Here is a 22327-nt window from a genome sequence, read left to right as displayed (position 1 = left end):
TCTCAATGCGGACGTGGGGCGGCCGCTCCGGCAAGCACGCATGAAATGGCGCACTCCATCTCTGGTATGGCTGCTTTGCGTTGCCAGTATTCATGCCCAGACGGCAGATGCTCCCAAGCTGCATCATCGCGGAGACCCCAGTACTTCCGACCATCCGATTGTTGTGAAGCCGGTCAGGGGCAGCCCGCTGCTTCCCGAAGACGCCTCCGGCGAATACATGCTGGGCAGGCCGGGGGAGTTTGTCGAAATTACGATCCAGTTTGGCGACCTGAGCGGGTATATCTCCCGCCTGGGAGACGGCGAGAGTGACCAGGGAACACCGCTCACCTTCTTTTTTGACCAGACGTCTTTGCGCGGCCAGCAACTGAGTTTCACCACCCGGCAGGTCCATGGTGTCTGGTATTCCTTCACCGGGACCATTCAGCGCGGCACAGGCAAAACGCGGGAAGACGATGGTTACTACATGCTGGTCGGCGAGCTGCTCGAACACGATACTGCCCGCAAAACAGAAATCCGGCGGACAGTGGCCCTTAAATCAGGACGACAGTTGGGTTGACGCGCCTTCTGCCAGAAGCACCGCAGAAAACTTGCAAATTCTTCAAAAATAAGGACTTTGCGTGAAATGATTTCGGTAAATTCTTGATAATTCTAGACTTAAATGTAAATTCGTGAAAGGAAACGGTTTACAGTCCAGACGTGGCCGTTTGTGCTGCGGTTGTCCCTGGCAAGGCCATCTCAATCCAGAATAACAAAATGGGGGCAAATTCCCTGACAGAAGACGAGAGAAAATAAGCCTCTCATCATGAATGCTTTCGGGAGAAAAGCTGGAAACAGGCACTTGACACGGGTCTGTTTCAGGAGACGCTGCCCTTCTGTTCCAGTGCCACGCGGAGCCTGCCCCGGGCGGCCTTGAGCCGGGCCTCGGCCTCCTGGCGAGACAGACCCAGCTTTTGCATCACCACGGCGGTTTTCACTGCTCCCGCTTCGCGAAGCAGCACGGCGGCCTCCTCATAGGAGATTCCGGTAAGAAGAACGATGATGCGGGTGGCCCGGTCGGTGAGTTTTACATTGGTAGGCTGCACGTTGACCATGAGGTTGCCGTAGACGTAGCCCAGACGCACCAACGATGCGGTGGAAAGCATATTGAGCACCAGCTTGGTCGCCGTGCCGGCCTTCATGCGGGTGGAGCCGGTGACCACCTCGGGTCCGACAGCAGGGGTGATGGCGATGTCCACACGCTTCTGCAACTGGGAGCCGGGGGCGCAGCTCAGACCGATGGTAGCGGCGCCCAATTTCCGCGCGTGTTCCACACCACCAAGAACATACGGCGTGCGTCCGCTGGCGGCAATGCCTACCAGAACGTCGTTGGCGCAAAAACCGCGCTGGGCCAGGTCCTTGGCGCCTTGTTCGGAATCATCTTCGGCGCGTTCGACGGAACGCCGAAGGGCGACATCGCCGCCGGCAATGATCCCCTGCACCAGCTCTGGCGATGTGTTGTAAGTAGGCGGACACTCGGAGGCATCGAGGACGCCGAGCCGGCCTGAGGTGCCGGCACCAAGATAAAAGAGCCGTCCGCCCTCATCGATGCGGGCGACGATGGCATCCACGGCGCGGGCAATGTTGGGAAGCTCGCGGCCAACGGCGTCGAGCACCTCACGGTCTGCGCCGTGCATGGTCTGAATCAGTTCAAGGGTGGAGAGCTGGTCGAGGTTGGCGGTGGCCGGGTTGCGGGACTCGGTGAGAAGCTGGTCAAGCTGTAATTCAGTATCGGGCATGTAAGAAAATCATAGCCTTCTGCCCCAAGGACTTGCCAATGAGCGGAGGGGCATGGGTGTCCCTCCGCTGCAAGAGCAATCAGAAGTCCAGACGCATGGAGACCTGTCCGGAGCGGGCGCCACCAAAGTCGGAGCTGATGGCACTTGAAATCAACCCGAAACTGGGCGAGCTGATGTTCATGTTGGGATCGCTGAGGTTGGTGTGGTTGAGGACGTTGGTAAAGGTACCCTCGGCCCGCAGCTTAAGCCGCTCGGTGATGGAGAAGGTCTTGCTCAGGCCGGCCGAGAGATTGACCGTGCCGGGGCCCACCACGGAACCCACCTGGGCATTTCCGAAGCGACCGATGGGATTGGGGACCGGACCGGAGCCGCTGCCGGTGGTGCAGGCCGTTCCCGGCTGCCATGCAGGATAGCCGGGACAGGTAAAGGCCGCGGCGTTGACCCAGTCCATTTTCGTCTGGTGCTGAGGACGAGCGCTGACCCCGGCCACACGGTCAGGATGCTGGTTTCGATGGCCGCCATCAAAGCCTGAAGCCGAGCTGTTCAGGCCGGATCCGGTCCCTGAGGGGTCGCCCTGTCCGCTTGGGAAATAGGGCGACTCGAAAGGTCCGCTCTGCCAGAGAAAGATGGTGGCAAGCCGCCAGCCTCCGACGACCGAATCAGCCAGACGGGAAATGCCGGTGCCGAACTGGCGTCCGCGCCCGAAGGGGAGGTCATAGACCATCGTTGTATTCCAGCGATGGCGACGAGTTCCATAGACATTTCCGAAGTCGGCGTGGCGGTCCAGGATGGAAGTGGCCCGACCGCCGCCGCTTTCCCCGGCAAAGCTGGTGTTGGACGGTCCCTGGTTGTCGGCCAGCGCTTTTGCATAGGTCCAGGCGGAGTCGAGCTGGAAGCCGCTCTGGAAGCGATGCTCGAACTCAGCCTGAAGAGAGTGGTAGCTTTCATTGGCCCCCGTGGCGCGGGTATTGATGCGTCCCCAGTTGGGAAAGAGGCGCGCGCTCAAGGGCTGGAAGTTTGCTGAGATGGTGCTTGAGAAGGGCAGACTATTTTCATCCGGCGCCCATACGAGCTGATGGGTCTCTGAGCCGATGTAGGAGAGGCGTGCACCGTAGCCAGAGCCGAAATCGTGGTCCAGGCTGAGCGACCACTGCTCCGTGTAAGGGTCTTTCCAGTTGGTGCTGTTGGCGGTGCCGAAGTAGTCCGTGCCATAGCAGTTGGAACAGCCTCCATTTCCGGCACCGGAGTAAATGACCGGCCACTGGTAGCCGATGGCGTGGGTGGTGCTGTTGTAGGTGTTGGTATATTGCGAGGTCTGGGCCTGAAGCGTTCCGGTAAGGGAGTAGAAGTTGGCCCCAGCAAGGTGATGTTGTACATTCCGAAGCCGCCGCGAAGCGCGGTCTTGTCGTCATGAAAGGGACGCCAGGCGAAGCCGAAGCGAGGCATAAAGCGCAGGTGCGGATATTTCTTCAGCCCGGCCGGATAGCCGGCCTGACCATTGGTCAGCACCGGCATACAGGGTGCGCCATTGACGATGGCGTTGTTGGTGAAATGGATGCCGTCCGGATCGCAGGCATTGGCACTGGCCAGGAAGCTCTGCGCGAGCAAACCAGCTTTGCCGTTGGGGTAGATGGCGCGTCCGGCCAGGGGCAGACTGGGATCGAAGTTGCCGATGTCGCCTCCCACATCGTAGTAGCCGGGATGCAACTCATAGCGAAGACCATAGCTGAGGGTGAGGTCCGGGCTGGTCTTCCACTGGTCCTGGGCAAAGAAGTGATAGTGGACCGAGCGGCCGTCATTGTCCTGATGCACGACATCGTAGAAGGTTTGATTGGGCAGGCCGAGGAGGAAATCGGCGAAGTCCACGCCGGTAAACATGCCTGTGCTGTTGGAGCTGTTGAACTGGAAGGTGCCATAATTATCAGCCCCGTTGAAGCCGAGGGGCGTGATGGCCTCCAGCGTCCGGATGTCAGCGCCGAATTTGATCTCGTGGTTGCCTTTCAGCCACGTGAGGGCATCGGTGTAGACAAAGGTGCGGGACTTGGTGATGGAGGTGAGCCGATCGGCATTGAGGGCGCTGATATTGTTGAAGTCCAGCTCAGGAATGCCGTTGTAGAAAAGGTTCTGGAGGCCCTGCAATCCAAGGCCCTGCGTAAATGCCTTTCCGTCAAAACTGTTGCTCTGCCCGCTGGAGAAGAGGGTAAAACCAAAGCCGGTTTCATTCACGATGTGCGGTGTCATGGTCCAGTTGGCGCTGATCTTGAGCACCCGCGACTGATTGGCATTCTGGGCCGAAGGGACATTGAGCGGCTCAGGATTGTTGATCGGAAAGTCCTTCCAGGTAAACCTTCCCCAGAGAAGGAACTTCTGGTTTGAGCCAAAGTACTGGTCGGCGCGAATGTCGAACTGATCCGAATGTCCGCTGGAGTCCTTGTTGACGATATAGTTGGCTGTTCCATCATCGGTATAGCTGGTAGGGTCCCCTACATTGGGGTCGGGATAGAAGGAAAGCAGCTTCTGCGCCGCGGAATTGATGGAAGGAAGTTTGGTGCCGTAGCTGCCACCCTGAAAGGGGTTGTTCAGCCCGGTAAATCCTGCCGAGGAGTACTTGGAAAAATCGCCCTGTTTCATCAGGGTGCTGGGCACTTTGAACTCTTCCGGCGTCTGTGCAGGATGCCGCCATCCCTCATAAGCGCCATAGATAAATGTACGGTCATGGCCGTCATACAGATGTGGAAGCACAACGGGGCCGCCAAAGCTGGCGCCAAAGGTATTGCCGATCAATTTTGGCTTCACGGTCGTGGTGGGGTAGGTATAAGGAATGGCATTGAAGGCCGCATTCTGGTGATACCAGTAGGCCGAGCCGTGGATGTTATTGGTGCCCCCTTTGGTGGTCACAGTGATTTCCCCGGGCTGCCCGAACTCGGCGTTGTTCATGGCGCCATCGGCGCGCAGCTCTGAGATGGATTCACTGGAGGGGAAGGCGTCGCCAATCGGCGTGTTGCCGGTTGCGCTCTGCACGGTGATGCCGTCGACGGACACCTCCGTTTGAAAAGGCAGGCCACCCTGGAGAGAAAAGCCGTTGGATGGATTGCTGTCCGGCTGTACGCCGGGGAGGGTGGCGACAATGTTCAAGGGACTGGTGCCGCTGGCGCTGGCGCGCGTGTTTACGGGAAGATTGTCGACATCGGCAGTGGAGTAGACCGCGTTAATTGAGGGGGTGTCCGTGTCAATGGTGCTGATGCTTTCGCCGGAAACCTGCACCTCCTGCTGGACACTGCCCACCACCAGCACGGCATCGACCCGGAGCTGCTGGCGAGCAGCCAAAACGACGCCAACGGCAGACCACTTCTCAAAGCCGCTCTGCTCGATCTCTACGGTATAGGTCCCAGCCTTCACATTGGCAAACTGGTAGTCGCCCGAGGTATTGGAAACTGTTTCGCGGGTAGAGCCTTCCTGCTGGTTGATGAGATGGACGGTTGCGCCGGAAACTACGGCCCCGGCTGAGTCCCTCACCGTACCCAGCACGCTGCCCTGTACGGACTGCGCCTGAAGGCGACCCAACACGGCCAGCAGAACCAATCCAGAAAAGATGACGCGCAAAAAAATGCTGCGCATTCGCATGAATGATTGCCTCCTGAGGTTCATTGAACGGGGAACGAGCAGATGGAAGCATATCGGGAACGGACAGCGAGGCTCTACCGCAAGTCCATGAAAAAAAGCCGCTTTTACAGAAAATTCACGGACACAGGCCGAATGCAGCCGGGTGTAGGACAACAGAAAACGGTCCACGGGGCCGGGCCCGGTGGGAAACCAACTTTCTGCCATTCTGGAACGTCTTTCCCATCGTGGGCAAACTGGGTCCCGGGGAAAACTTTTCTCTTGGTCCCTGCGCAGAAGCAAGCGCATGATAAAAGGCAGAAGAAAACCCTCCAAGCAGTTCCGGGTTCTAAGAGAGCAGGAGCTGTAAAGGCATAGGAGCTGTGTAAGATTTATGTGGTTCCTGAAAATGCACGATGTATTAAACCACCTGTCGCATCTGAGTGACTTCCTGCCCGCGATTCTCATCACAGTGGGCGTTGCGATGCTGATCGGGTGCGCCGTTGGGTGTGTCTACACGCCTTGCGAAGAAAAAGACGACCTCTTCCACAAGGAAGTCATCTAGTTTTCAGGGGTTTCTCTTTACCCTTTACCCTCCCCCCCGGAAATTCTTTTGTTTATCGGACCCTGTGACTACCGAGCCTGGGACTACCGAGATGGAACTGCCCGGCGGAGGTCTTTTTCGTCTGGTTCAGTCTCTTGGTTCAGTCTCTGATATATCCCTTGTCAGCCATCCGCCTGGAAAGCTTCTGAAAGGCTTGGTCGGAAACCGGATGCACGCCGCTGGAAGAAACAATCCGGTTGTAGAAATTGAAAAGAGCACTGGCAAAGATGGCGTAATAGATGGCATCGTCACTCCAGCCCAGGGAGCGTAGCGCCGCGGCATCCTCGGCCGTAATGGATGCCGGCGCAAGAGTGACTTTTTTTACGAAACGCAGCAGCGCTTTGTCTTTTTCTTCGAGGTTGGAGCGGTCAGGATCGCGCAGAACGCTCCAGACAAACTCCTGATCTCCATACAAATGCCCGGCAACACCGGCATGGGCCTTCATGCAGAACTCACAGTGGTTCAGCGATGACGTGTAGGCGGCGATGAGTTCGCGCAGCGCGGAGGAGAGCGGCGCCGGCTCGTGCATGATGGCATGAGAAAAGCGCGCCAGGTGCGCGGAGGCCTGCGGACGGAAAGCCAGAAGGTTCCAGATCTGCCAGTACTCGGCACCGTTGGTCTGGGCGGCCTCGATCAGATCGCGGTAGGGGCTGGGCTGCGGGTGCTGCTCGACACCGGGAAGAAACATCGGCTCCATCTGAGTCTTTGCGATTGGCATAATTTCTCCATCCATCAGTGATCTGTTAGTAATCTGTCGGGAAGGGTTTTTCCCGTCCTGGCTGTGTGTAACCCAAGCGCACGACCCGGTCTGCCATCTGCCGGTAGATGCCTTCCTGAAGTTTGATATGGGCCATCTTGGACCGCCATGCATTCTTTTTGCATCAGAACCTGAGCCTTGCGGCCAGTTGAAAGGCACGGGGACCTCCGGAGCCGAAGACCCCGCCTGCTGTGCTGACTGGCTTGCCAAAGCTTGAGGAGAATCCAGGATTCCCGCTGTCGGGTGCCAGCGTATTGGCAAAACCAGAGTAGTTGAGATTACTGGTACCCAGAATATTGGTGACGTTGAAGATATTGAATGCCTCGCCGATCATGTCCAGCAGCAGGCGGTCGCTGAAGGCAAAGGTGCGGTCAAGACGAAAATCGAGTGCATTGAAGCTGTCGTCAAAATGGGCATTCTCGCTGACCATGGGCAGCATCACGTAGCCGGTGGAACCAGGTGTTGTCTCGTAAACACCACCAGCCGCATTGGTTTTTTGAATAAAGGCATTCAGCTGCGCCGCTGTATGAAATTGCCTTCCTCCGGCATTGCGCTGCATGTTGGGCACGCGCTCGGTGCCATCCGGAAGAAGGATGTCCATGGGGACACCGGAGGCGATGGTCCATATCGGCGAAAAACGAAGCTTCCCGGGAAGATTTGCAACGCCGGAAAAGACGACGCGATGTCGCTGGTCATTGGGTGGAGGACCATACTCACGATGCAGGTCGTCAGGATCGATGGGGGAATAGTTGAATGGAATCTGGTCGTCGTTGGCGTAATTGTAGGCCTTGGCCCAGGTGTATGCTGCATCGAACTCCCCATAGCGGCCCAGCCTTTGGCGGACACTCAGCCACAGCCCGTCGTATTTGGTGTTCACGGCTGATTCCAGGTCGGTAACGCTGTCCGGCCCCTGGGTCACAGGATTGTAAACGGAGCCAACCGGGCGTCCAATGATGAACCGCGTGCCCAGGTTATGGATGCCGTCGAGCTTGAAGACCAGTCCTTCGCCTATCTGCTGTTCGATGCCCAGGTTCCACTGCTGCACCATCGGATTGCGCAATCGATTGTTGATGATGTCGATCCCGGTCGAGCCTGCGCCTGCGAGCAGGAATCCGCTGAATGGACTGGAAAGGAGCTCCGGGGCGCCAGAACGGAAGGTCCCGTCGGGATTCAGGTAAACAGGGTTTCCGTTCTGGTCGGTGATGGCGTTTCCGGCGGTCACATTCAGCGCAAGTGCCCGCCCATCAAAGCCTTTCTCCAGTGACATGACCTCCAGAATGATGCGGTCATAGTAGATGCCATAGCCGCCGTGAATGCTCAGACGCGGATTGGGTGCGTAGTTGAAACCCACACGTGGTCCAAAGTTGTCGTAGTCGCGATGACGCGTCCCCTGATAGAAGGACTGCACGAGAGGATTGCGGTTGGGATACCAACTGAGGTTATTGAGGTTGGTGTCCATTTCCCAGCGCAGACCCAGGTTGAGCGTCAGGCGGCTTGCGGCCTTCCAGTCATCCTGGACAAAAACGTAAATGTGGTAGTTGTCATTGTCCGGCAAAAGCAGGGGTCGGGTGGGTGTGGAGCTGCGGAGGGCCACGGCAAAGAGCAGATCGTTGTCATCTACCTTGCCGTCCCGATTGCGGTCAAAGTCAGGAAAGTCTTCCACGGCCTGAATGTTTCCCTGCTGGAAGACACCCAGGTTGAAGTCGGCGTCAATGCTTTGCAGGCCACCACCCAAGCTGAGCGAGTGGCTGTGCCTGGTCCAGGTGAGCGTATCGTCTGCCTGCAGGCGGAACTGCCTGGTCTGCTGAGGCACGCGATAGGTCGCTCCATCGTCCAGGTCTGGGTAGCTAATCTGCGGCGCTGTCGAAGTGGGCAAAGTCTTGTTGAGGAAATTGTTCTCTGCAAGCTGAGCCGATGAATCAGGGCTGGACTGAAGACGTGGACCCAGTCAGCAATCAGGCCTTGCAAGTGGTTCTCAGCGTTCTGGCGGTATGCTGCCGTGCCCAGGGCGCGGTCCAGCTCACTCTGGCTGAGATCATCTTCCAGCTCCAGCGACTCGCGGAAGCCGATGCGGTCGCGATCGGATATCTGCCAGTCCAGCCTTTCGGTAGTCAGATAATCATGCAGGGGAGCCGTGGCAAAGACTCGATTGATGGTCCTGGCCTGCGTGTTCCGGACCCCGACCAGGTCTGCACCGAGCTGCTGCCGGTCTTCCATGGCGATGAACCACCAGGCCTTGTCACGCCGAATGGGGCCGCCGATGTCGCCGGCATACTGCTGGCGGTGAAACGGAGGCGTAATGCCAATGCTCGGGTCATAGGTGGCGGGCAGCCCCTGCAGGACCTTATCACGCTCATAGAAGCCCGCACCACCGTGCAGCAGGTTACCCCCCTGCCGAGTGACGACGTTAATCACGGAAGACCCGGAACGACCCAGCGTCGCGGAAAAGCGGTTGGTCGCTATCTGAAACTCCTGGACCGCATCCTCCGGAATATTGACCAGCGAGCCTCCGACAACATCGTCATTATTGTCTGCGCCATCCACGGTCACATTTCCTCCGCGGCCCAACTGTCCGGCAGAGGAGATGACGACGGTGTGTTCCTTGGTCGGGTCAAAATTGGGGGCCAGTGTATTGCCTGGGACAAGGAGGGAAAGCTCAAGGTAATTCCTGCCATTCAGCGGAAGATTGTCCATTTGCCGGGCAGTAATCACACCGCCAATGACCGATGTAGTGGTATTGATGGAAGGCAGGCTTTCTGCGCTGACCGCAACCTGGGTCTGGTCGGAGGCGATGCGCAGTTCGATGGGAAGGCGTAACTCCTGTCCAACGGCAAGGTCCACCGTCTGCTGATATGGAGCAAATCCGGATTTCGCCGTTACGTCCAGATGGTAGCGGGCCGTTTCCAGCGTGGTGAAGGAAAACGATCCGTCATCCTGCGTTGTATAAGACCTTGTCGTGCCCTGGGCCAGATTCGTGAGTAAAACGACTGCCTGGGCCACCGCCTTTCCGGCGGGATCAGTGACCGTTCCATACAGGCTGGCCGTAGCCAGTTGCTGGGCATCCATCATTGCCGGGAGCACAAGGGGAAATAGATATAAGAGTGCGAGTGCCGCACTGCGAGAGATGCGATTGTACAAAGCTTCCTCCGCCAATCCGGGCTTGCCAAAAAAAAATCGAGATCCTGCCCTTACTTTTTTCTTTGCTGGTGCGTGTGAGCTATGTGGCACCTTACGAAAAGCCAATGGAGTGTGTCTTGCACCTGAGGGATGGTTTTCGTCTCCAACCGGAGTTGGACGGGGAGGATTCAGTCGGCCCGGTCTGCCTGGTCAATGGACCGCGACCCGGGGCAGGTTCCAGTGTCTCCATACAGCAACCATGCGCAGTAAAAAACAGGCGGCAATTCCCAGCGGGGTGGCCAGGGCCGGGCGGGCCTTCAGTTCCAGGGCAAGGACCATGACGGCGGCCCCGGCCAGGGCCGCCGCAGCATAAACATCAGAGCGCAGCACATTGGGGATGTGCGCCAGCAGCATGTCCCGGATGGTGCCGCCGCCAACCCCTGTCAGTCCACCCATCAGGACGGCCAGAAATGGATGGATGTTGAAGTCAAGGGCCTTGGCGGCCCCGGCTGCAGCAAAGAGCGACAGACCAGCGGCATCAAGGGTGAGCAGCAGGGACGAGGGAAAATGGGTCACCAGTCCCGTCTCAAAAAAGACCAATGCGGCGCCGGCGAAGGCCGTGGCAGGGTAACGCCAGTCGCGGATGGAGTTGGGAGGAACCGAACCGATGAGTAAATCGCGGAGGATGCCGCCGCCGAGCGCTGTGGCAAAGGCCAATACCATCAGGCCGAGCAGGTCCAGACCGTTCTGGGCGGCGGCCATTGCGCCCTCAACCGCAAAGACAAAGGTCCCCAGCAGGTCGATGACCTCTAAAAGGAGCGCCGAGTGGAAACGGGCCGTCATGGGTTTATACTTTCGGTTTCGATGCGACAAAAGGCCGACCGTCAGGATATCAGCAATCCGCTGCCTGCATCGTATGGAAAAGGAGAGCATTGATCGTTGAAGACAGGGGTGTTCAGGAGATGAGAAAAAAGATGGTGCGTCTGTGGCTTTTCGCCGCCGTTCTGGGCGGGATGGCCGGCCCATGGGCCTTGCCAAGTCCGGCGCAGCGTGTGAGCGACCGTGACGTAGAAGCCATGATGCGCAACCTTCACGATGATACGAAGAGCTTTCTTTCCGGCTTTGAGAACGAGCTGAAGAAGAGCACCATCCGACGGACAAGCCAGGAGAAGGACGCCAGAAAGCTGGCCCAGGACTTTGAAAAACAGACCGGCCAGATGCTGGAAGAGTTTAAAAAGACACGGAAGGGCGATGTGGCGGTGGAAAACACCATGAACAGCGCCGAAGAGCTGGACCGGATCGTCCGGCAGGTGCAGGTGAGCCCGAAAGTGACCGCACAATGGGAAAAAGTGCAGTCAGAGCTGGCCCAGGTCTCCCATGCCTTCGGGATCCATACTTCTTCTGGCTGGAGATGACCGCAGGCGTCTAATTCACAAAGCGCAGCATAGCCGGGGCCTGTCCGGTGGCCTGGGAGGCAAGAATGGCGGTAATGGCGTCAGCGGAGAGGGGTTTGGCAAAGTAGTATCCCTGGCCGAAATGACAGCCCAAGGACTGGAGCAACTGCATCTGGCTGGCATTTTCGATGCCTTCGGCGATGATGCTCATTTTGAGGGCATGGGCCAGATGGATGATCGCGCTTACGATCTCCTGCGGCCCCTTCTGACTGGTCATGCGCTGGACGAAGGAGCGGTCAATCTTGAGCGTGTCAAAGGGAAAGCGGTGCAGGTGGTTGAGTGAGCTGTAACCAGTCCCGAAATCATCCATGTGCAGGCTGACCCCGAGCCGGCGCAATTGCTGCATGGTCCGAAAGGCGGTCTCAGAGTCGGCCATCAGACTGCTTTCGGTCATTTCAATGCCGACATGGCGGGCGGGGACGCCGGCGTCTTCAAGGACGGCAGCAATGCGCTCGACCAGATCAGGCTGGCTGAACTGGCGGGCAGAAAGATTGATGTTGATGCGGAGGTCCAACCAGTCTCCGGCAAGGGCACGCCATGCAGCAAGCTGGCGACAGACCTGCCTGAGCACCCAGTCGCCCAGGGGCAGGATCAGGCCCGTCTCTTCTGCAATCGGGATAAAGTCCGCTGGAGGAACAAGGCCGCGTTCCGGATGCTGCCAGCGTACCAGGGCCTCCAATCCGGCGACCTGGCCGGTCCTGAGGTCAATCTCCGGCTGGTAGTGGAGCACCAACTCACCGGACTCGATGGCATTGCGTAACTCGGCCTCAAGCTGGAGCCGGCGCAGGGCCTGCTCGCGCATTCCCCGGGAGAAGCAGACGGGACGGGAGCTGCCGGAAGACCTGGCCTTTTCCATGGCCAGGCTGGCATCGCGGAGAAGGTCTTCTGTCCGGGAATATTCCGGGGTGGCCATGGCCACGCCGGTCCAGGAAGTAATGCTGATTTTCTTTCCCCGCAGGAATAAGGGACGGGACAGCTCCTGCTGCAGGAGCGCGGCCCTCTGCAGCGCTTCCAGTTTGCTGTGAATGCCTTCGAGAAGGACATAGAATTCGGTTTCCGAAGCGCGTGCGGTAAGATGCGCTCCTTGCAGGACATTGGCGATGCGCCGGGAGGATTCCATCAACAGCATGTCGCCGGCAGCAAAGCCCAGGCCCTCGGCAACAATGCGGTAGCGCTCAAGGTTGATGCTGACCAGGGCGAAGTCCCATGCTTTTTGGCTGCTGGCCTCTCGTACCCGTTGCTCCAGCCTTTCGAGAAAAAACAGACGGTTGGGCAGGCCGGTCAGAGGGTCTGAGGTGCGGCGCGCTGTGTGGTCCGCCAGTGAGCCTCCGGCAAGGCCGGCATTGCGGTCAACCAGGCCGCGGGCCACAACCCAGAGCCAGTGACCCTGCCGGTGGCGAAGACGGTGCTCATAGTGAAAGCCCCGGGACTTGAACGCTGCCAGCGCCCTCAGTTCGGCTTCCAGACGCGGACGGTCCTCCGGATGCACGCGGCCGAGCCAATGTTCCAGACGAGCGCAAAACGGCCCTGTTTCTTCCCCTGCCATACTCTGCCAGCGGGAAGAGTAACGCACCTGCCCAGTTTTCAGATCCCATTCCCAGAAGCCTTCAGAAGAGGCCCGCAGGGCCAGCGGGTAGGATTCATTGTCCTCAGACAGTAGCGGGGGCATGGGCAGAAGATACCTCTGCTCTGCTTATCGGCACAATCAATCCAGGGTTGAGCCGAGGGCGTGCGCACCAGAGGGCGAAGCCCGGTCATGCTACAGATGAATGATGCCCCGTGCGATGGCCAGCAGAGAAAGCCCGGCCACCACAATCCACAAAAGAAGTCCCTGCAGCATGGGCCGGAAGCCGGCCTGTTTGAGCGTCTGGGGGTGATCCCGGTACCAATCAGGAAGAGTGTGACAGCGAGTCCCACTTTGCCCAAGTGATACGCCGATTGATAGACCACGTGCAGACGAGGAAGATAAGTATTCAGGACCGCGGCAGCACAGAAATAAAGAATGAACCAGGGCAATTGGACCCGGGCCCCGCTCCGTTTGACTGCGGCCGTGATCATGGCAACGGGAACGATCCAGAGGGCGCGCGCCAGCTTGACGGTGGTCCCGATGGCCAGGGCGATGGCCCCGTAGCGGGCGGCGGCCCCAACCACAGAGCTGGTGTCATGGATGGCCAGGGCAGACCAGAGTCCAAACTGCGTCTGGCCCAGATGCAGGGCGGCCCCGATGGGAGGAAAGAGAAAGAGGGCCACGGAGTTGAGGACAAAGACGGTGCCCAGGGAGACGGCCATCTCTTCTTCGCTGGCATTTGTCACCGGGCCGAGAGCGGCAATGGCGCTGCCGCCGCAGATGGCGGTCCCGGCCGCGATCAGGAAGGACTGGGTCGGGCCGACACGCAGGAGGCGGCCCATCAGGGTACCCAGGGCCAGAGCAAAGATGATACCCACGGCAGTGTACAGAAATCCCGAGCGCCCGGCACGGACGACCTCCGTCAGGTCCATGCCAAAACCCAGGCAGACAACGCTGGCCTGAAGGAGAAACTTTGCCAGGTTCTTGCTCTCCGGAGAATCGGGATGCCGCAGCAGAAGGCCATAGGCCAGTCCGGCGGCCAGGGCCAGAGGCGGCGACAGCAGGCCACATGCAGCCAGAATGATGCCAGAAAAAAAGAGGTTCTTCGCCATACACTTCTCAGGCTGACAGGCGTCCGGCGGTTGCGTCCAAGAGGGAATTGTGATGAGGCATTGGATTTTCTTATGCCTGGTTCCGGAGAGGCCCCGTGCGCATTTCCGTGGGATACAATGCAGACAGGACCACTCTTTCCAGAACCATATCCAAATCCAAACTCCGGGAGATCCACGACCGTTCGCATGGCCCGTATTTATCCGTTTCGCGCCCTTCGTTATAACCCAGCCCTTGTCCGCGTGCAGGACTGCGTGACGCAGCCTTACGACAAGATCACCCCGGCCATGCAGCAGGCCTACTACCAGAAGAGCCCGTACAATCTGGTGCGGATCATTCTGGGCCTGCCGGAGCTATTTGATGGCAAGGAAACCGGGGACGTCTATACACGGGCGGCGCGTGACTTCAGGGCATGGCGCGAGAGCGGGGTCCTGATGCAGGAGCAGGAGCCGTGTGTCTTTGCCTATTCGCAGAAGTTTACCGTACCGGGAGCCAATGGCAGGACCCTGGAGCGGCGCGGCTTTATCGCACTGGGGGGGCTGCATGATTACAGCGAGGGCGTGGTCTTTCGCCATGAGCAGACGCTTTCGAAACCAAAATCCGACCGTCTGAACCTGCTGCGGGCCACGCGCGCGCACTTCGGGCAGATCTTCATGCTGTATTCGGACCCAGGCCTGACCGCCGAGAAGCTGCTTTTCTCTGAAGAGGCCGTGCCGGACATCGAGGTGACCGATGAATATGATGTGCTGCACCGCGTATGGAAGATCAGTGACCCGAACACCATCAACATTCTGATCAGCGCGCTGGCCGACAAGAAACTCATCATCGCCGATGGACACCATCGTTACGAAACCGCGCTGAACTACTCCAAGGAGCACGCCCCGGCGCAACCGGTGACGAGCGAGCGGAGCACCAACTCCCTGCCGCAGCCGCCCTATCCGGAAGCTGCGGTGATGATGACCTTTGTCAATATGGACGCCGAAGGGCTGGTGATTCTGCCTACACATCGCGTCGTCTTCGGACTGGAAGGGTTTGCGGCCGCCGCATTTCTGGAAAAAGCCAAAGAGTTCTTTGAGGTGCAGCCGACGGAGCGGACCGATGCCAGTGCCCTGACGACGAAGCTGGCCGAGGCAGGAAAGGGCAAGACGGCCTTCATCGCCGTAACCAAAGACGGCAGCCACCTTCTGACGGCAAAGCCGGAAGCCATGGCAAAGGCCCTGAGCGGGCTTTCCGAGCGGCAGCGCCAGCTTGACGTGGCGCAACTGCACGGCGTAGTGCTTGAAAAGCTGCTGGGACTGACCGCTGAGGCAGTGCGCGAGCAGACCCATCTGCGCTATCTGCGCGATGCGGGCGAGGCAATCGAGCAGGTGCTGCGCGGCGACGCTGATGCGGCCTTCCTGATGAATCCGGTCACGATGCCGCAGCTGCGCGAGGTGGCCTTTGCGGGTGAAGTGATGCCGCAGAAATCGACGGACTTTTTCCCTAAACTGTTGAGTGGCCTTGCAATCTATCCACTGGACTAGGAAATTACGAATTTTTTGCCTCTGCCTGCTCTGCGCTCCTTTGCTGTCCGCGCAGCAGACGGCGCTTCCCTCCATTCCACCCGCGGCCAGGGTGCCGGTGCAACCGCAGTATGTAGTCGTTCTGGACGCGGCGCATGGGGGCAGCGACCCCGGAGCACGATTGAGTGACACCCTGGCTGAAAAAGACGTGGTCCTGACGCTGGCGCTGCGTCTGCGCAGCGCCCTTGCGGCGCAGGGCGTCCAGGTCGTGATGACTCGCGACACAGATGCAGCGGTCCCCTTACAGGCACGTGCGGAAGCAGCCAACCACGCTCTGGCCGAAGCCTGTATCACGCTCCATGCCACAGGAACGGGGAACGGGGTGCATCTGTTCACCTCATCGCTGGCGCCAGCGCCCCGCGTGCAGTTTTTGCCTTGGCACACGGCACAGGCAGCGTTTGTGACGCAGAGCCTGCGGCTCTCTTCTGAGATCAACTCGGCCCTGGCGCACGTGTCTGTGCCGGTGATCCTGGGCCGGACCGCCCTGCAGCCAATGGACAGCTTTGCCTGTCCTGCGGTGGCCGTTGAGGTGGCCAATGCCAGAAACGCTCCGCTGAGCGACGGAAATTATCAGAAGAAGATTGTGGATGCGCTGGTATCGGCACTGACGCAGTGGAAGAACGACTGGAGGCCGCAGCCATGATTCCCCGCATCCAGCGTGCGCTGTTCTGGGCCATGTTGCTTGCGGCGGTCATCATGGCGGTTGTGCTCATCCGCCTTCGCGAACGGGCGCATGACCGTCTGGTGGCAGCGGCGAACAGCCTTCCTTCCAGTGCCCCGCTGAATGCCCCGGTCGAGAAGATCCAGCTGCTGGTGGCCAATGACGCGGATGGATCGCTCATTCCGGTGGAGCGCAGCTTTCCGATGCCCAGGGACCCGAACGCCCGCGCCCGCGTGCTGTTGCAGAAACTGTTGGAAGAGTATGCTGCACCGAACTCCCCGCATCCCGTCCCCAGCGCTTCCGGAGTGGATGAGGTCTTTCTAATGCCACTGCTGCGGCAAAAAGGCGTCATGGCCGTGGTCAATCTGGATGAGGCGTTTGTGCAGGCCCAGCCCTCAGGGATAGAACCCGAGACGCTGACGCTGCTTTCCATGATCGCCACGCTGCACGCCAATCTTCCGCAAATCACGCAGGTACGCTTTCTGGTCAATGGCCGGCAGAAAGACACTCTGGCCGGGCATGCCGACCTTACTCGAACTTACGAAACGGGAGCGCCGCAATCATGAGGATCGGCGTCTTTGACTCCGGCGTGGGCGGCCTGACCGTGCTGCACGCGCTGCTCCGGCAGCTTCCCGCCGCAGACTACATCTATCTGGGCGATACGGCACGTCTGCCCTACGGCTCGAAGTCGCAGGCCACCATTGCGCGGTATGCCGTATCCAGCGCGCATTTTCTGGTTGAAGAACAGGGTGCGGAGTTTCTGGTCATTGCCTGCAACACGGCCAGCGCGCTGGCCCTTGAAGCCATCAAAGCTGCCGTTCCGGTCCCCGTGCTCGGCGTGGTCGAAACCGGGGCCAATGCGGCAAAGTCCGCTTCCCAGACGGGAGATGTGCTGGTCATCGCCACCGCTGCTACAGTGCAGAGCCACGCCTATTCTCTGGCCTGCCGGGAACGCGGCCTGCGCGCTTATGAAAAGGCCTGTCCGCTGCTCGTCCCATTGGTCGAAGAGGGATGGATCGAGCATCCGGTAACGCGCGAGGTCCTGCGCATCTATCTTGCCGAGCTACAGCAAGAGGCAGCCCAGGCGCAGATGTGTGCCGACACGCTGGTGCTGGGATGCACACACTATCCGCTGCTGCGGAAGGAGATTGAGCGCGTGACGCCATCGCTGAAGGTGCTGGATTCCGCCGATGTGACGGCGCAGCAGGTGGCCGCGGCACTCCAGGGCAGCAGAGTGCAGGGTGCCGGAGAGCGCCGCTTCTTTGCAACGGATTCCACCGAAAAGTTCCGCAAAATGGGAGAGCGTTTTCTGGGCAGTCCCATGGGCGGAGTGACGCTTGTGGACCTGGGCGGCTGATATTCTTACAGATGTTTTGATTTCCGGAAGCTGTTTCCGGATGTTGTGGAGGGAAGGAAATCTCATGCTGAATCTGAAGGACCGTGTTGCCGTTGTCTTTGGAGTCGCCAACAAACGCAGCATCGCCTGGGCCATTGTGCAGAAGCTGCACGAGGCCGGCGCTCAGCTTGCCATTGGCTACCAGAACGAACGGCTGAAGGCGGAAGCAGAAAACCTGATTGCCGAACTGCCCGGGGCCCAGGCTTTCCAGTGCGATGTAGCAAACGATGCGGAAATTACGCAGGTCTTCGAGCAGCTGAAGACGCGCTACGGCCGGATCCATACGCTGGTGCACAGCATCGCCTATGCTCCGGCCGACGAGCTGAAGAACGACTTTCTTCAGACTTCACGCGAAGGCTTCCGGGTGGCGCATGATGTAAGCGTGTATTCCCTGATTGCGCTGAGCCGCGCCGCGGCCCCGCTGATGACCGAGGGCGGCAGCATCATGACGCTAACATACTACGGCGCAGAGAAAGTGGTCCCCCACTACAATGTGATGGGCGTGGCCAAAGCGGCACTGGAAGCAACGGTGCGCTATCTGGCCGCCGACCTGGGCAAGCACAACATCCGCGTAAACGCCATCTCGGCCGGCCCTATCAAGACCCTGGCTGCGCGCGGCATCGGCGGACTGGGCGACATGCTCAAGGCCCACGCCGAGCGCTCCCCGCTGGGACGCAACGTCGAGCAGTCTGAGGTTGGCGGCACGGCCCTGTATCTGGCTTCAGACCTGGCCAGCGGCGTGACCGGCGAAACCATCTATGTAGATTGCGGCTATAACATCATGGGCTTTTAGCCCAAAGCGATCTCGGCACTGCGGCATGGAATTTAAGCAGTCCATGCCGCACCCCACTCCCACTTCTTCGGTCGGCTTTCCGAAGAAAGCCTGCCTTCCCCCAGCGCTCCTCCAGTTGCTTCGTCCAGAAAAATATCCCACCCGGGAGATCAGCCCATTCCAGCGGTGATGTGCGATCTTGTTTTTCATTCGTGAATAAATTTCATTATTTGCTTGTGAAACGTTTGGGAATGTGTTCATATTTTGCACATCAGCCTCACCACCCTATACAGGCAGACAGATTCTAGGGGAGGGTGAAAACGCTTTCTAAAGGAGACTGGGCCTATGTATGCCCTTGGGACGCATCGAGCCGGACGTCTGATCCGGACACTCATTGCCGTGCTGTGCCTCTGCGCAGCGTATCCATCGCTCTTTGGTCAGGTGGACCAGGGCGCCATCAGCGGCACCATACAGGATTCAAGTGGCGCAGTGGTCCCCGGGGCCGAAGTAACGATTACCGACCTGGCCACTGGCCTGCAACTGACGCGGAAGACCGATTCCAGCGGGTTCTACGTCTTCACTCCGATCAAGATCGGCCACTACTCGCTGGCTGTTTCCGCAGCCGGTTTTGAGACGGCCAAGCGCGAGGACATTCAGGTAGATGTCAGCCAGCGGGTGGCGGTCAACATGACGCTGAAGCCCGGGGCGGCAACGGAAACCGTGACGGTGACTTCGACGCCTGTGCTTCAGACCGAAGACGCTTCCACAGGCCAGGTCTTTTCCACACAGGTCATCAATGACACGCCCTTGGATGGTCGCAACTATGTCTTTATTGCGCAGTTGACGACGGGTGTGGCTGCTCCGAACCAGGGCTTCCGCCAGGTGGCGGGCGCGGGGGACTTTACTTCAAACGGCAACCGCGTCTCGCAGAACAACTTCATTCTGGATGGCGTGGACAACAATTCCAACATGCAGGACTTTCTGAATGGAGCGACCTATTCGGTGCGGCCGCCGCCGGATGCGCTGGCAGAATTCAAGGTCCAGAGCAGCGATTACAGCGCTGAGCTGGGACATTCCACCGGGGCGGCGATTAACGCATCCATCAAATCTGGAACCAACCAGTTCCACGGCAGCCTGTGGGAATATTTCCGCAGCGACAAAATGGCCGCCATTGACTATTTCAACAGCGGCCGCACGGCCTACCATCAGAACCAGTTTGGCGCGACCCTTGGCGGCCCCTTCTGGCGCAACAAGCTGTTTTTCTTTGCAGATGGACAGGGGACGCGTATTTCGTCCTATGTCCCGGCATCGCCGAACAACACCGTACCTACAGATGCAATCCGCAACGGCGACTTTACAGAGATGCTGGACCCGAACAATACGGAGGGAAACGGATCGATCGCGTTGTATCAGGTAGGTGGAAACTCAACTCCGGCGGCTGGACAGCCAGAACCCCCGGGTACGGTGCAGCGCTATCTGAGCTGCAATGGCGTGCAGAATGTAATTTGCCCGGGGCAACTGAATCCGATCGCACAGCGCATTCTGAAGCTCTTTCCTGAACCAAACCAGGGGGCCCCTCACCAGGTCTTTAATAACTACACGATTCCGGCCTCATTTTTCACGAACAACACAACGCAATATGACGCGCGCGTAGACTATAACCCTTCGCAGTCAGACCAGGCCTTTGGACGGTACAGCTATTCGAATAACCCCACAACCTATACACCTCCGCTGGGCATTCTGGACGGTGGAGGCTTCGGCACAGGCGGGCAGAACTCCAATTATGGCAAGAGCGGCGTCATCAGCGAGACGCATTTCTTCTCGCCCACATTCTCCAATGAGTTTCGCGCCGGGTATAACTGGCTCCATGCAGCTTATCTGCAATACAACGCCAACCGTAATGTTGCGGCAGAACTGGGCATGGGCGGCATACCCTTTGGCAAGAACCTGGGCGGTATGCCGGACATCAGCTTTGGGGGATATATCAACAGCGTCGGCGTGGCGGGATACGTCCCTTCCGATGAAAAGCAGAATGTGCTTGAGCTGATGGACAACATCTCGAAGGTGTGGGGAAGGCATACGTTCAAGACCGGCGTGAGTTTCCAGCACATCCGCTTCTACGGGCTGCAGCCCCCGAACGGCCTGGGCAGTGAAAATTTCTCTGGCACCTACACGTCTGACCCGGGACAGCCTACGGTGGTTACTGGATCCGGGGTGGCCGACTTTCTGCTGGATCTGATGAACAGTTCCTCGATCACCAGCATTACTCCTGTCACCAATGTGCAATGGTATGAGGCCGCCTACGCGCAGGACGACTGGAAGGTGACACCGCGGCTTACGCTGAATCTGGGACTGCGTTGGGAATATACACAGCCGATGCGCGAGGCCTTTGACCATCAGGCCAACTTCATTGGAAATTATGCCGGGATGAACCAGGGCAGCGGCACGTATCTGGTCCCGAGCTCACAGCGGAACTATCCTATGCCATCACAACTGCTCCAGGCCTTTGCTGCGGACAAGATCACGGTGCAATACACGTCAAACAAATACCTGGTGAACCCTCAGAAGTTGAACTTTGCGCCTCGCGTGGGGCTGGCCTATCTGCTGGACGACAAGACCGTCGTACGCGCAGGCGGAGGTGTCTTCTATGGCGGGCTGGAGAACATTGGTCTGGGTCTCAACCTGGGCAACAACGCTCCTTTTAACGTAAATGCAAACTTCATTCCCAACCCGGATGTCTGCCAGAATGTGAATGGTGAGATTACATGCCCAACCAACGGGCAGACACTGGAGACGGGCTTTAGCGAAGCCCTGAATGCACCCAATGGCGGATTGGTCAATTTTGCCAACCTGCCTACGATCTACGCGCAGGACCAGAATGATACGAGCGCGTACAACGTTGCTTATAACCTCAGCTTCCAGCACTCTCTTACCAACACGCTTTCCTTCACCATTGACTACCAGGGAAACCAGTCGCGGCACCTGCGGGTAAGCTACAATGCCAACCAGTATCCGGGCGTGATTCCTCGCGGGGCCAACGGGCAGGATTACCAGCCGTTCCACGATTTCGGGGTTGTACTGGTGAGAAATACGGGAATCGGCCGCTATGATTCTCTTCAAGCCAAGATGGAAAAGACCTATTCCCATGGTCTTTACTTCCTTGCCGGATACACGTGGTCACACTGCCTGGACGATGCCTTCGGCCCCATTGGCCAGTCGCAGTATGGCGGATATCGCAATCCGAATTTTCTTGGTTTCCGCTATGACTATGGCGCATGTACGCAGGACGTCCGGAACCGCTTTACCTTTTCTCCCCAGTATGAGCTTCCCTTTGGCGTTGGCAAGCGATTCCTGAACCACGGTGGCGTCAGCAATGCCGTTCTGGGCGGCTGGAAGACCAGCCTTATCTTCCAGGTGCAGACGGGGACGCCGATTTTCCTGAACTCGTCCAATCAGGGCAGCAGCTATCCGGTCCGCATCAGCGATCCCTTTGGGGCCGGTGGCAGCGCAGACCCGGCGACACAGCCACAATTTGTCTGTGCCGCGAAGACACGCACCTTGCAGGCCTGGTACAACCCGTGTGCCTTCAAAAATCCGCCACAAGCCTATAACGGACCAGACGATCCAACCCATAACCTGATTGACATTAGCCATGCCGGAACTCTGCCTTTCGGGCCACCGGGACGGCAATCGGTCAACGGCCCGGGGTTCAACCGGCTGGACGTCTCACTCTTCAAGAGCTTTGCAATTCCCTTCCATGAATCCTCCCTTCAGGTGCGGGCCGATGCTTTCAACCTGCTCAACCACCCTTCCTTCGGAAACCCGAACAACGGACTGCAAGGCAGCGCAGCCAGCAGTATCACGCAGACCCGCTTCAGCGGGCTGTTGCCAGATGCACGGGTGATTCAGGTAGCCATGCGCTACAGCTTCTGAGAAAGTCCAGATTCATTCA

General features: G+C 58.7%; 15 protein-coding genes and 2 pseudogenes. 9 read left to right on the top strand and 8 right to left on the bottom strand.

Translation table 11 applies throughout. From position 1 onward, the window contains the following. Positions 1-40 precede the first annotated feature (40 nt). Complete coding sequence (locus tag N655_RS0108530) at positions 41-556, top strand: hypothetical protein (protein WP_026442641.1); 516 nt, start codon at positions 41-43, stop codon at positions 554-556. A 298-nt stretch (positions 557-854) separates the two neighbouring features. Here the strand turns inward: N655_RS0108530 and murQ are convergent, their stop codons facing one another. Then, a complete protein-coding gene (gene murQ, locus N655_RS0108525; protein ID WP_026442640.1) occupies positions 855-1775 on the bottom strand; it encodes an N-acetylmuramic acid 6-phosphate etherase in 921 nt (306 codons plus the stop codon). Between the two features lie 79 nt (positions 1776-1854). Beyond that, positions 1855-5393 (bottom strand): annotated as a pseudogene (locus N655_RS18090) (carboxypeptidase-like regulatory domain-containing protein). 391 nt (positions 5394-5784) lie between these two features. Here N655_RS18090 and N655_RS20550 point away from each other — a divergent pair. Beyond that, on the top strand, positions 5785-5940 hold the full coding sequence (locus N655_RS20550) for a hypothetical protein (RefSeq protein ID WP_155987552.1): 156 nt from the start codon (positions 5785-5787) through the stop codon (positions 5938-5940). A gap of 139 nt (positions 5941-6079) precedes the next feature. On the opposite strand, the gene N655_RS20285 is transcribed toward N655_RS20550, so the two are convergent. The 4 genes and pseudogenes from N655_RS20285 to N655_RS0108485 all read right to left on the bottom strand — a co-directional run bounded on the left by N655_RS20285 (position 6080) and on the right by N655_RS0108485 (position 10696). After that, positions 6080-6697 (bottom strand): peroxidase-related enzyme, encoded by a 618-nt coding sequence (locus N655_RS20285; protein ID WP_162173527.1) that lies wholly within the window; start codon positions 6695-6697, stop codon positions 6080-6082. A 163-nt stretch (positions 6698-6860) separates the two neighbouring features. Beyond that, positions 6861-8612, bottom strand: coding sequence for a TonB-dependent receptor domain-containing protein (locus tag N655_RS20680; protein ID WP_162173526.1), 1752 nt, complete (start codon positions 8610-8612; stop codon positions 6861-6863). A gap of 335 nt (positions 8613-8947) precedes the next feature. Beyond that, positions 8948-9802, bottom strand: a pseudogene (locus N655_RS21230) (carboxypeptidase-like regulatory domain-containing protein); the annotation flags it as partial. 261 nt (positions 9803-10063) lie between these two features. Then, positions 10064-10696 carry a trimeric intracellular cation channel family protein gene (locus N655_RS0108485; protein WP_026442637.1) on the bottom strand — a complete coding sequence of 211 codons (633 nt, stop codon included), beginning with the start codon at positions 10694-10696 and terminating at the stop codon, positions 10064-10066. A 119-nt stretch (positions 10697-10815) separates the two neighbouring features. Here N655_RS0108485 and N655_RS0108480 point away from each other — a divergent pair, with 119 nt between their 5' ends. Continuing rightward, entirely contained in the window at positions 10816-11268 is a 453-nt protein-coding gene (locus N655_RS0108480; RefSeq protein ID WP_026442636.1) for a hypothetical protein, read from the top strand. A 10-nt stretch (positions 11269-11278) separates the two neighbouring features. On the opposite strand, the gene N655_RS18080 is transcribed toward N655_RS0108480, so the two are convergent. Together N655_RS18080 and N655_RS18075 are read right to left on the bottom strand one after the other, a co-directional pair. Beyond that, positions 11279-12976, bottom strand: coding sequence for a putative bifunctional diguanylate cyclase/phosphodiesterase (locus N655_RS18080; RefSeq protein WP_049961344.1), 1698 nt, complete (start codon positions 12974-12976; stop codon positions 11279-11281). Then, positions 12892-13986, bottom strand: coding sequence for a YeiH family protein (locus N655_RS18075; protein WP_238324605.1), 1095 nt, complete (start codon positions 13984-13986; stop codon positions 12892-12894). Before N655_RS18075 ends, N655_RS18080 begins: the two co-directional genes overlap by 85 nt. Before the next feature lie 186 nt (positions 13987-14172). Here N655_RS18075 and N655_RS0108465 point away from each other — a divergent pair, with 186 nt between their 5' ends. From N655_RS0108465 to N655_RS0108440, 6 genes are all read left to right on the top strand, one after another. Continuing rightward, complete coding sequence (locus tag N655_RS0108465) at positions 14173-15507, top strand: DUF1015 domain-containing protein (RefSeq protein WP_026442635.1); 1335 nt, start codon at positions 14173-14175, stop codon at positions 15505-15507. A gap of 40 nt (positions 15508-15547) precedes the next feature. After that, a complete protein-coding gene (locus tag N655_RS19830; protein WP_026442634.1) occupies positions 15548-16189 on the top strand; it encodes an N-acetylmuramoyl-L-alanine amidase family protein in 642 nt (213 codons plus the stop codon). Continuing rightward, complete coding sequence (locus tag N655_RS0108455; protein ID WP_026442633.1) at positions 16186-16773, top strand: GerMN domain-containing protein; 588 nt, start codon at positions 16186-16188, stop codon at positions 16771-16773. The genes N655_RS19830 and N655_RS0108455 overlap by 4 nt, the downstream gene beginning before the upstream one ends. Then, positions 16770-17564: a glutamate racemase gene (gene murI / locus N655_RS0108450; RefSeq protein WP_044934275.1), complete on the top strand. Its 795-nt coding sequence runs from the start codon at positions 16770-16772 to the stop codon at positions 17562-17564. The genes N655_RS0108455 and murI overlap by 4 nt, the downstream gene beginning before the upstream one ends. Positions 17565-17628: 64 nt before the next feature. Continuing rightward, positions 17629-18396, top strand: a complete 768-nt coding sequence (locus N655_RS0108445) for an enoyl-ACP reductase FabI (RefSeq protein WP_026442631.1) — start codon at positions 17629-17631, stop codon at positions 18394-18396. A 324-nt stretch (positions 18397-18720) separates the two neighbouring features. Further along, positions 18721-22308: a TonB-dependent receptor gene (locus N655_RS0108440; protein ID WP_026442630.1), complete on the top strand. Its 3588-nt coding sequence runs from the start codon at positions 18721-18723 to the stop codon at positions 22306-22308. Positions 22309-22327 lie beyond the last annotated feature (19 nt).

This window comes from Pseudacidobacterium ailaaui (assembly GCF_000688455.1).
GTDB lineage: Bacteria > Acidobacteriota > Terriglobia > Terriglobales > Acidobacteriaceae > Pseudacidobacterium > Pseudacidobacterium ailaaui.
The sequence above is the reverse complement of the archived record's forward strand: the minus strand, read 5'-3'. Positions and strand labels throughout refer to the sequence as shown.

What these genes read in the sequence shown, in the direction of transcription:
- N655_RS20285 (WP_162173527.1), bottom strand. Translation starts at nt 6,697, where the DNA reads ATGCCAATCGCAAAGACTCAGATGGAGCCGATGTTTCTTCCCGGTGTC.
- N655_RS20550 (WP_155987552.1), top strand. Translation starts at nt 5,785, where the DNA reads ATGCACGATGTATTAAACCACCTGTCGCATCTGAGTGACTTCCTGCCC.
- N655_RS0108440 (WP_026442630.1), top strand. Translation starts at nt 18,721, where the DNA reads ATGTATGCCCTTGGGACGCATCGAGCCGGACGTCTGATCCGGACACTC.
- N655_RS18080 (WP_049961344.1), bottom strand. Translation starts at nt 12,976, where the DNA reads ATGCCCCCGCTACTGTCTGAGGACAATGAATCCTACCCGCTGGCCCTG.
- N655_RS0108465 (WP_026442635.1), top strand. Translation starts at nt 14,173, where the DNA reads ATGGCCCGTATTTATCCGTTTCGCGCCCTTCGTTATAACCCAGCCCTT.
- N655_RS18075 (WP_238324605.1), bottom strand. Translation starts at nt 13,986, where the DNA reads ATGGCGAAGAACCTCTTTTTTTCTGGCATCATTCTGGCTGCATGTGGC.
- N655_RS0108480 (WP_026442636.1), top strand. Translation starts at nt 10,816, where the DNA reads ATGAGAAAAAAGATGGTGCGTCTGTGGCTTTTCGCCGCCGTTCTGGGC.
- N655_RS0108485 (WP_026442637.1), bottom strand. Translation starts at nt 10,696, where the DNA reads ATGACGGCCCGTTTCCACTCGGCGCTCCTTTTAGAGGTCATCGACCTG.
- N655_RS0108530 (WP_026442641.1), top strand. Translation starts at nt 41, where the DNA reads ATGAAATGGCGCACTCCATCTCTGGTATGGCTGCTTTGCGTTGCCAGT.
- N655_RS0108455 (WP_026442633.1), top strand. Translation starts at nt 16,186, where the DNA reads ATGATTCCCCGCATCCAGCGTGCGCTGTTCTGGGCCATGTTGCTTGCG.
- murI (WP_044934275.1), top strand. Translation starts at nt 16,770, where the DNA reads ATGAGGATCGGCGTCTTTGACTCCGGCGTGGGCGGCCTGACCGTGCTG.
- murQ (WP_026442640.1), bottom strand. Translation starts at nt 1,775, where the DNA reads ATGCCCGATACTGAATTACAGCTTGACCAGCTTCTCACCGAGTCCCGC.
- N655_RS0108445 (WP_026442631.1), top strand. Translation starts at nt 17,629, where the DNA reads ATGCTGAATCTGAAGGACCGTGTTGCCGTTGTCTTTGGAGTCGCCAAC.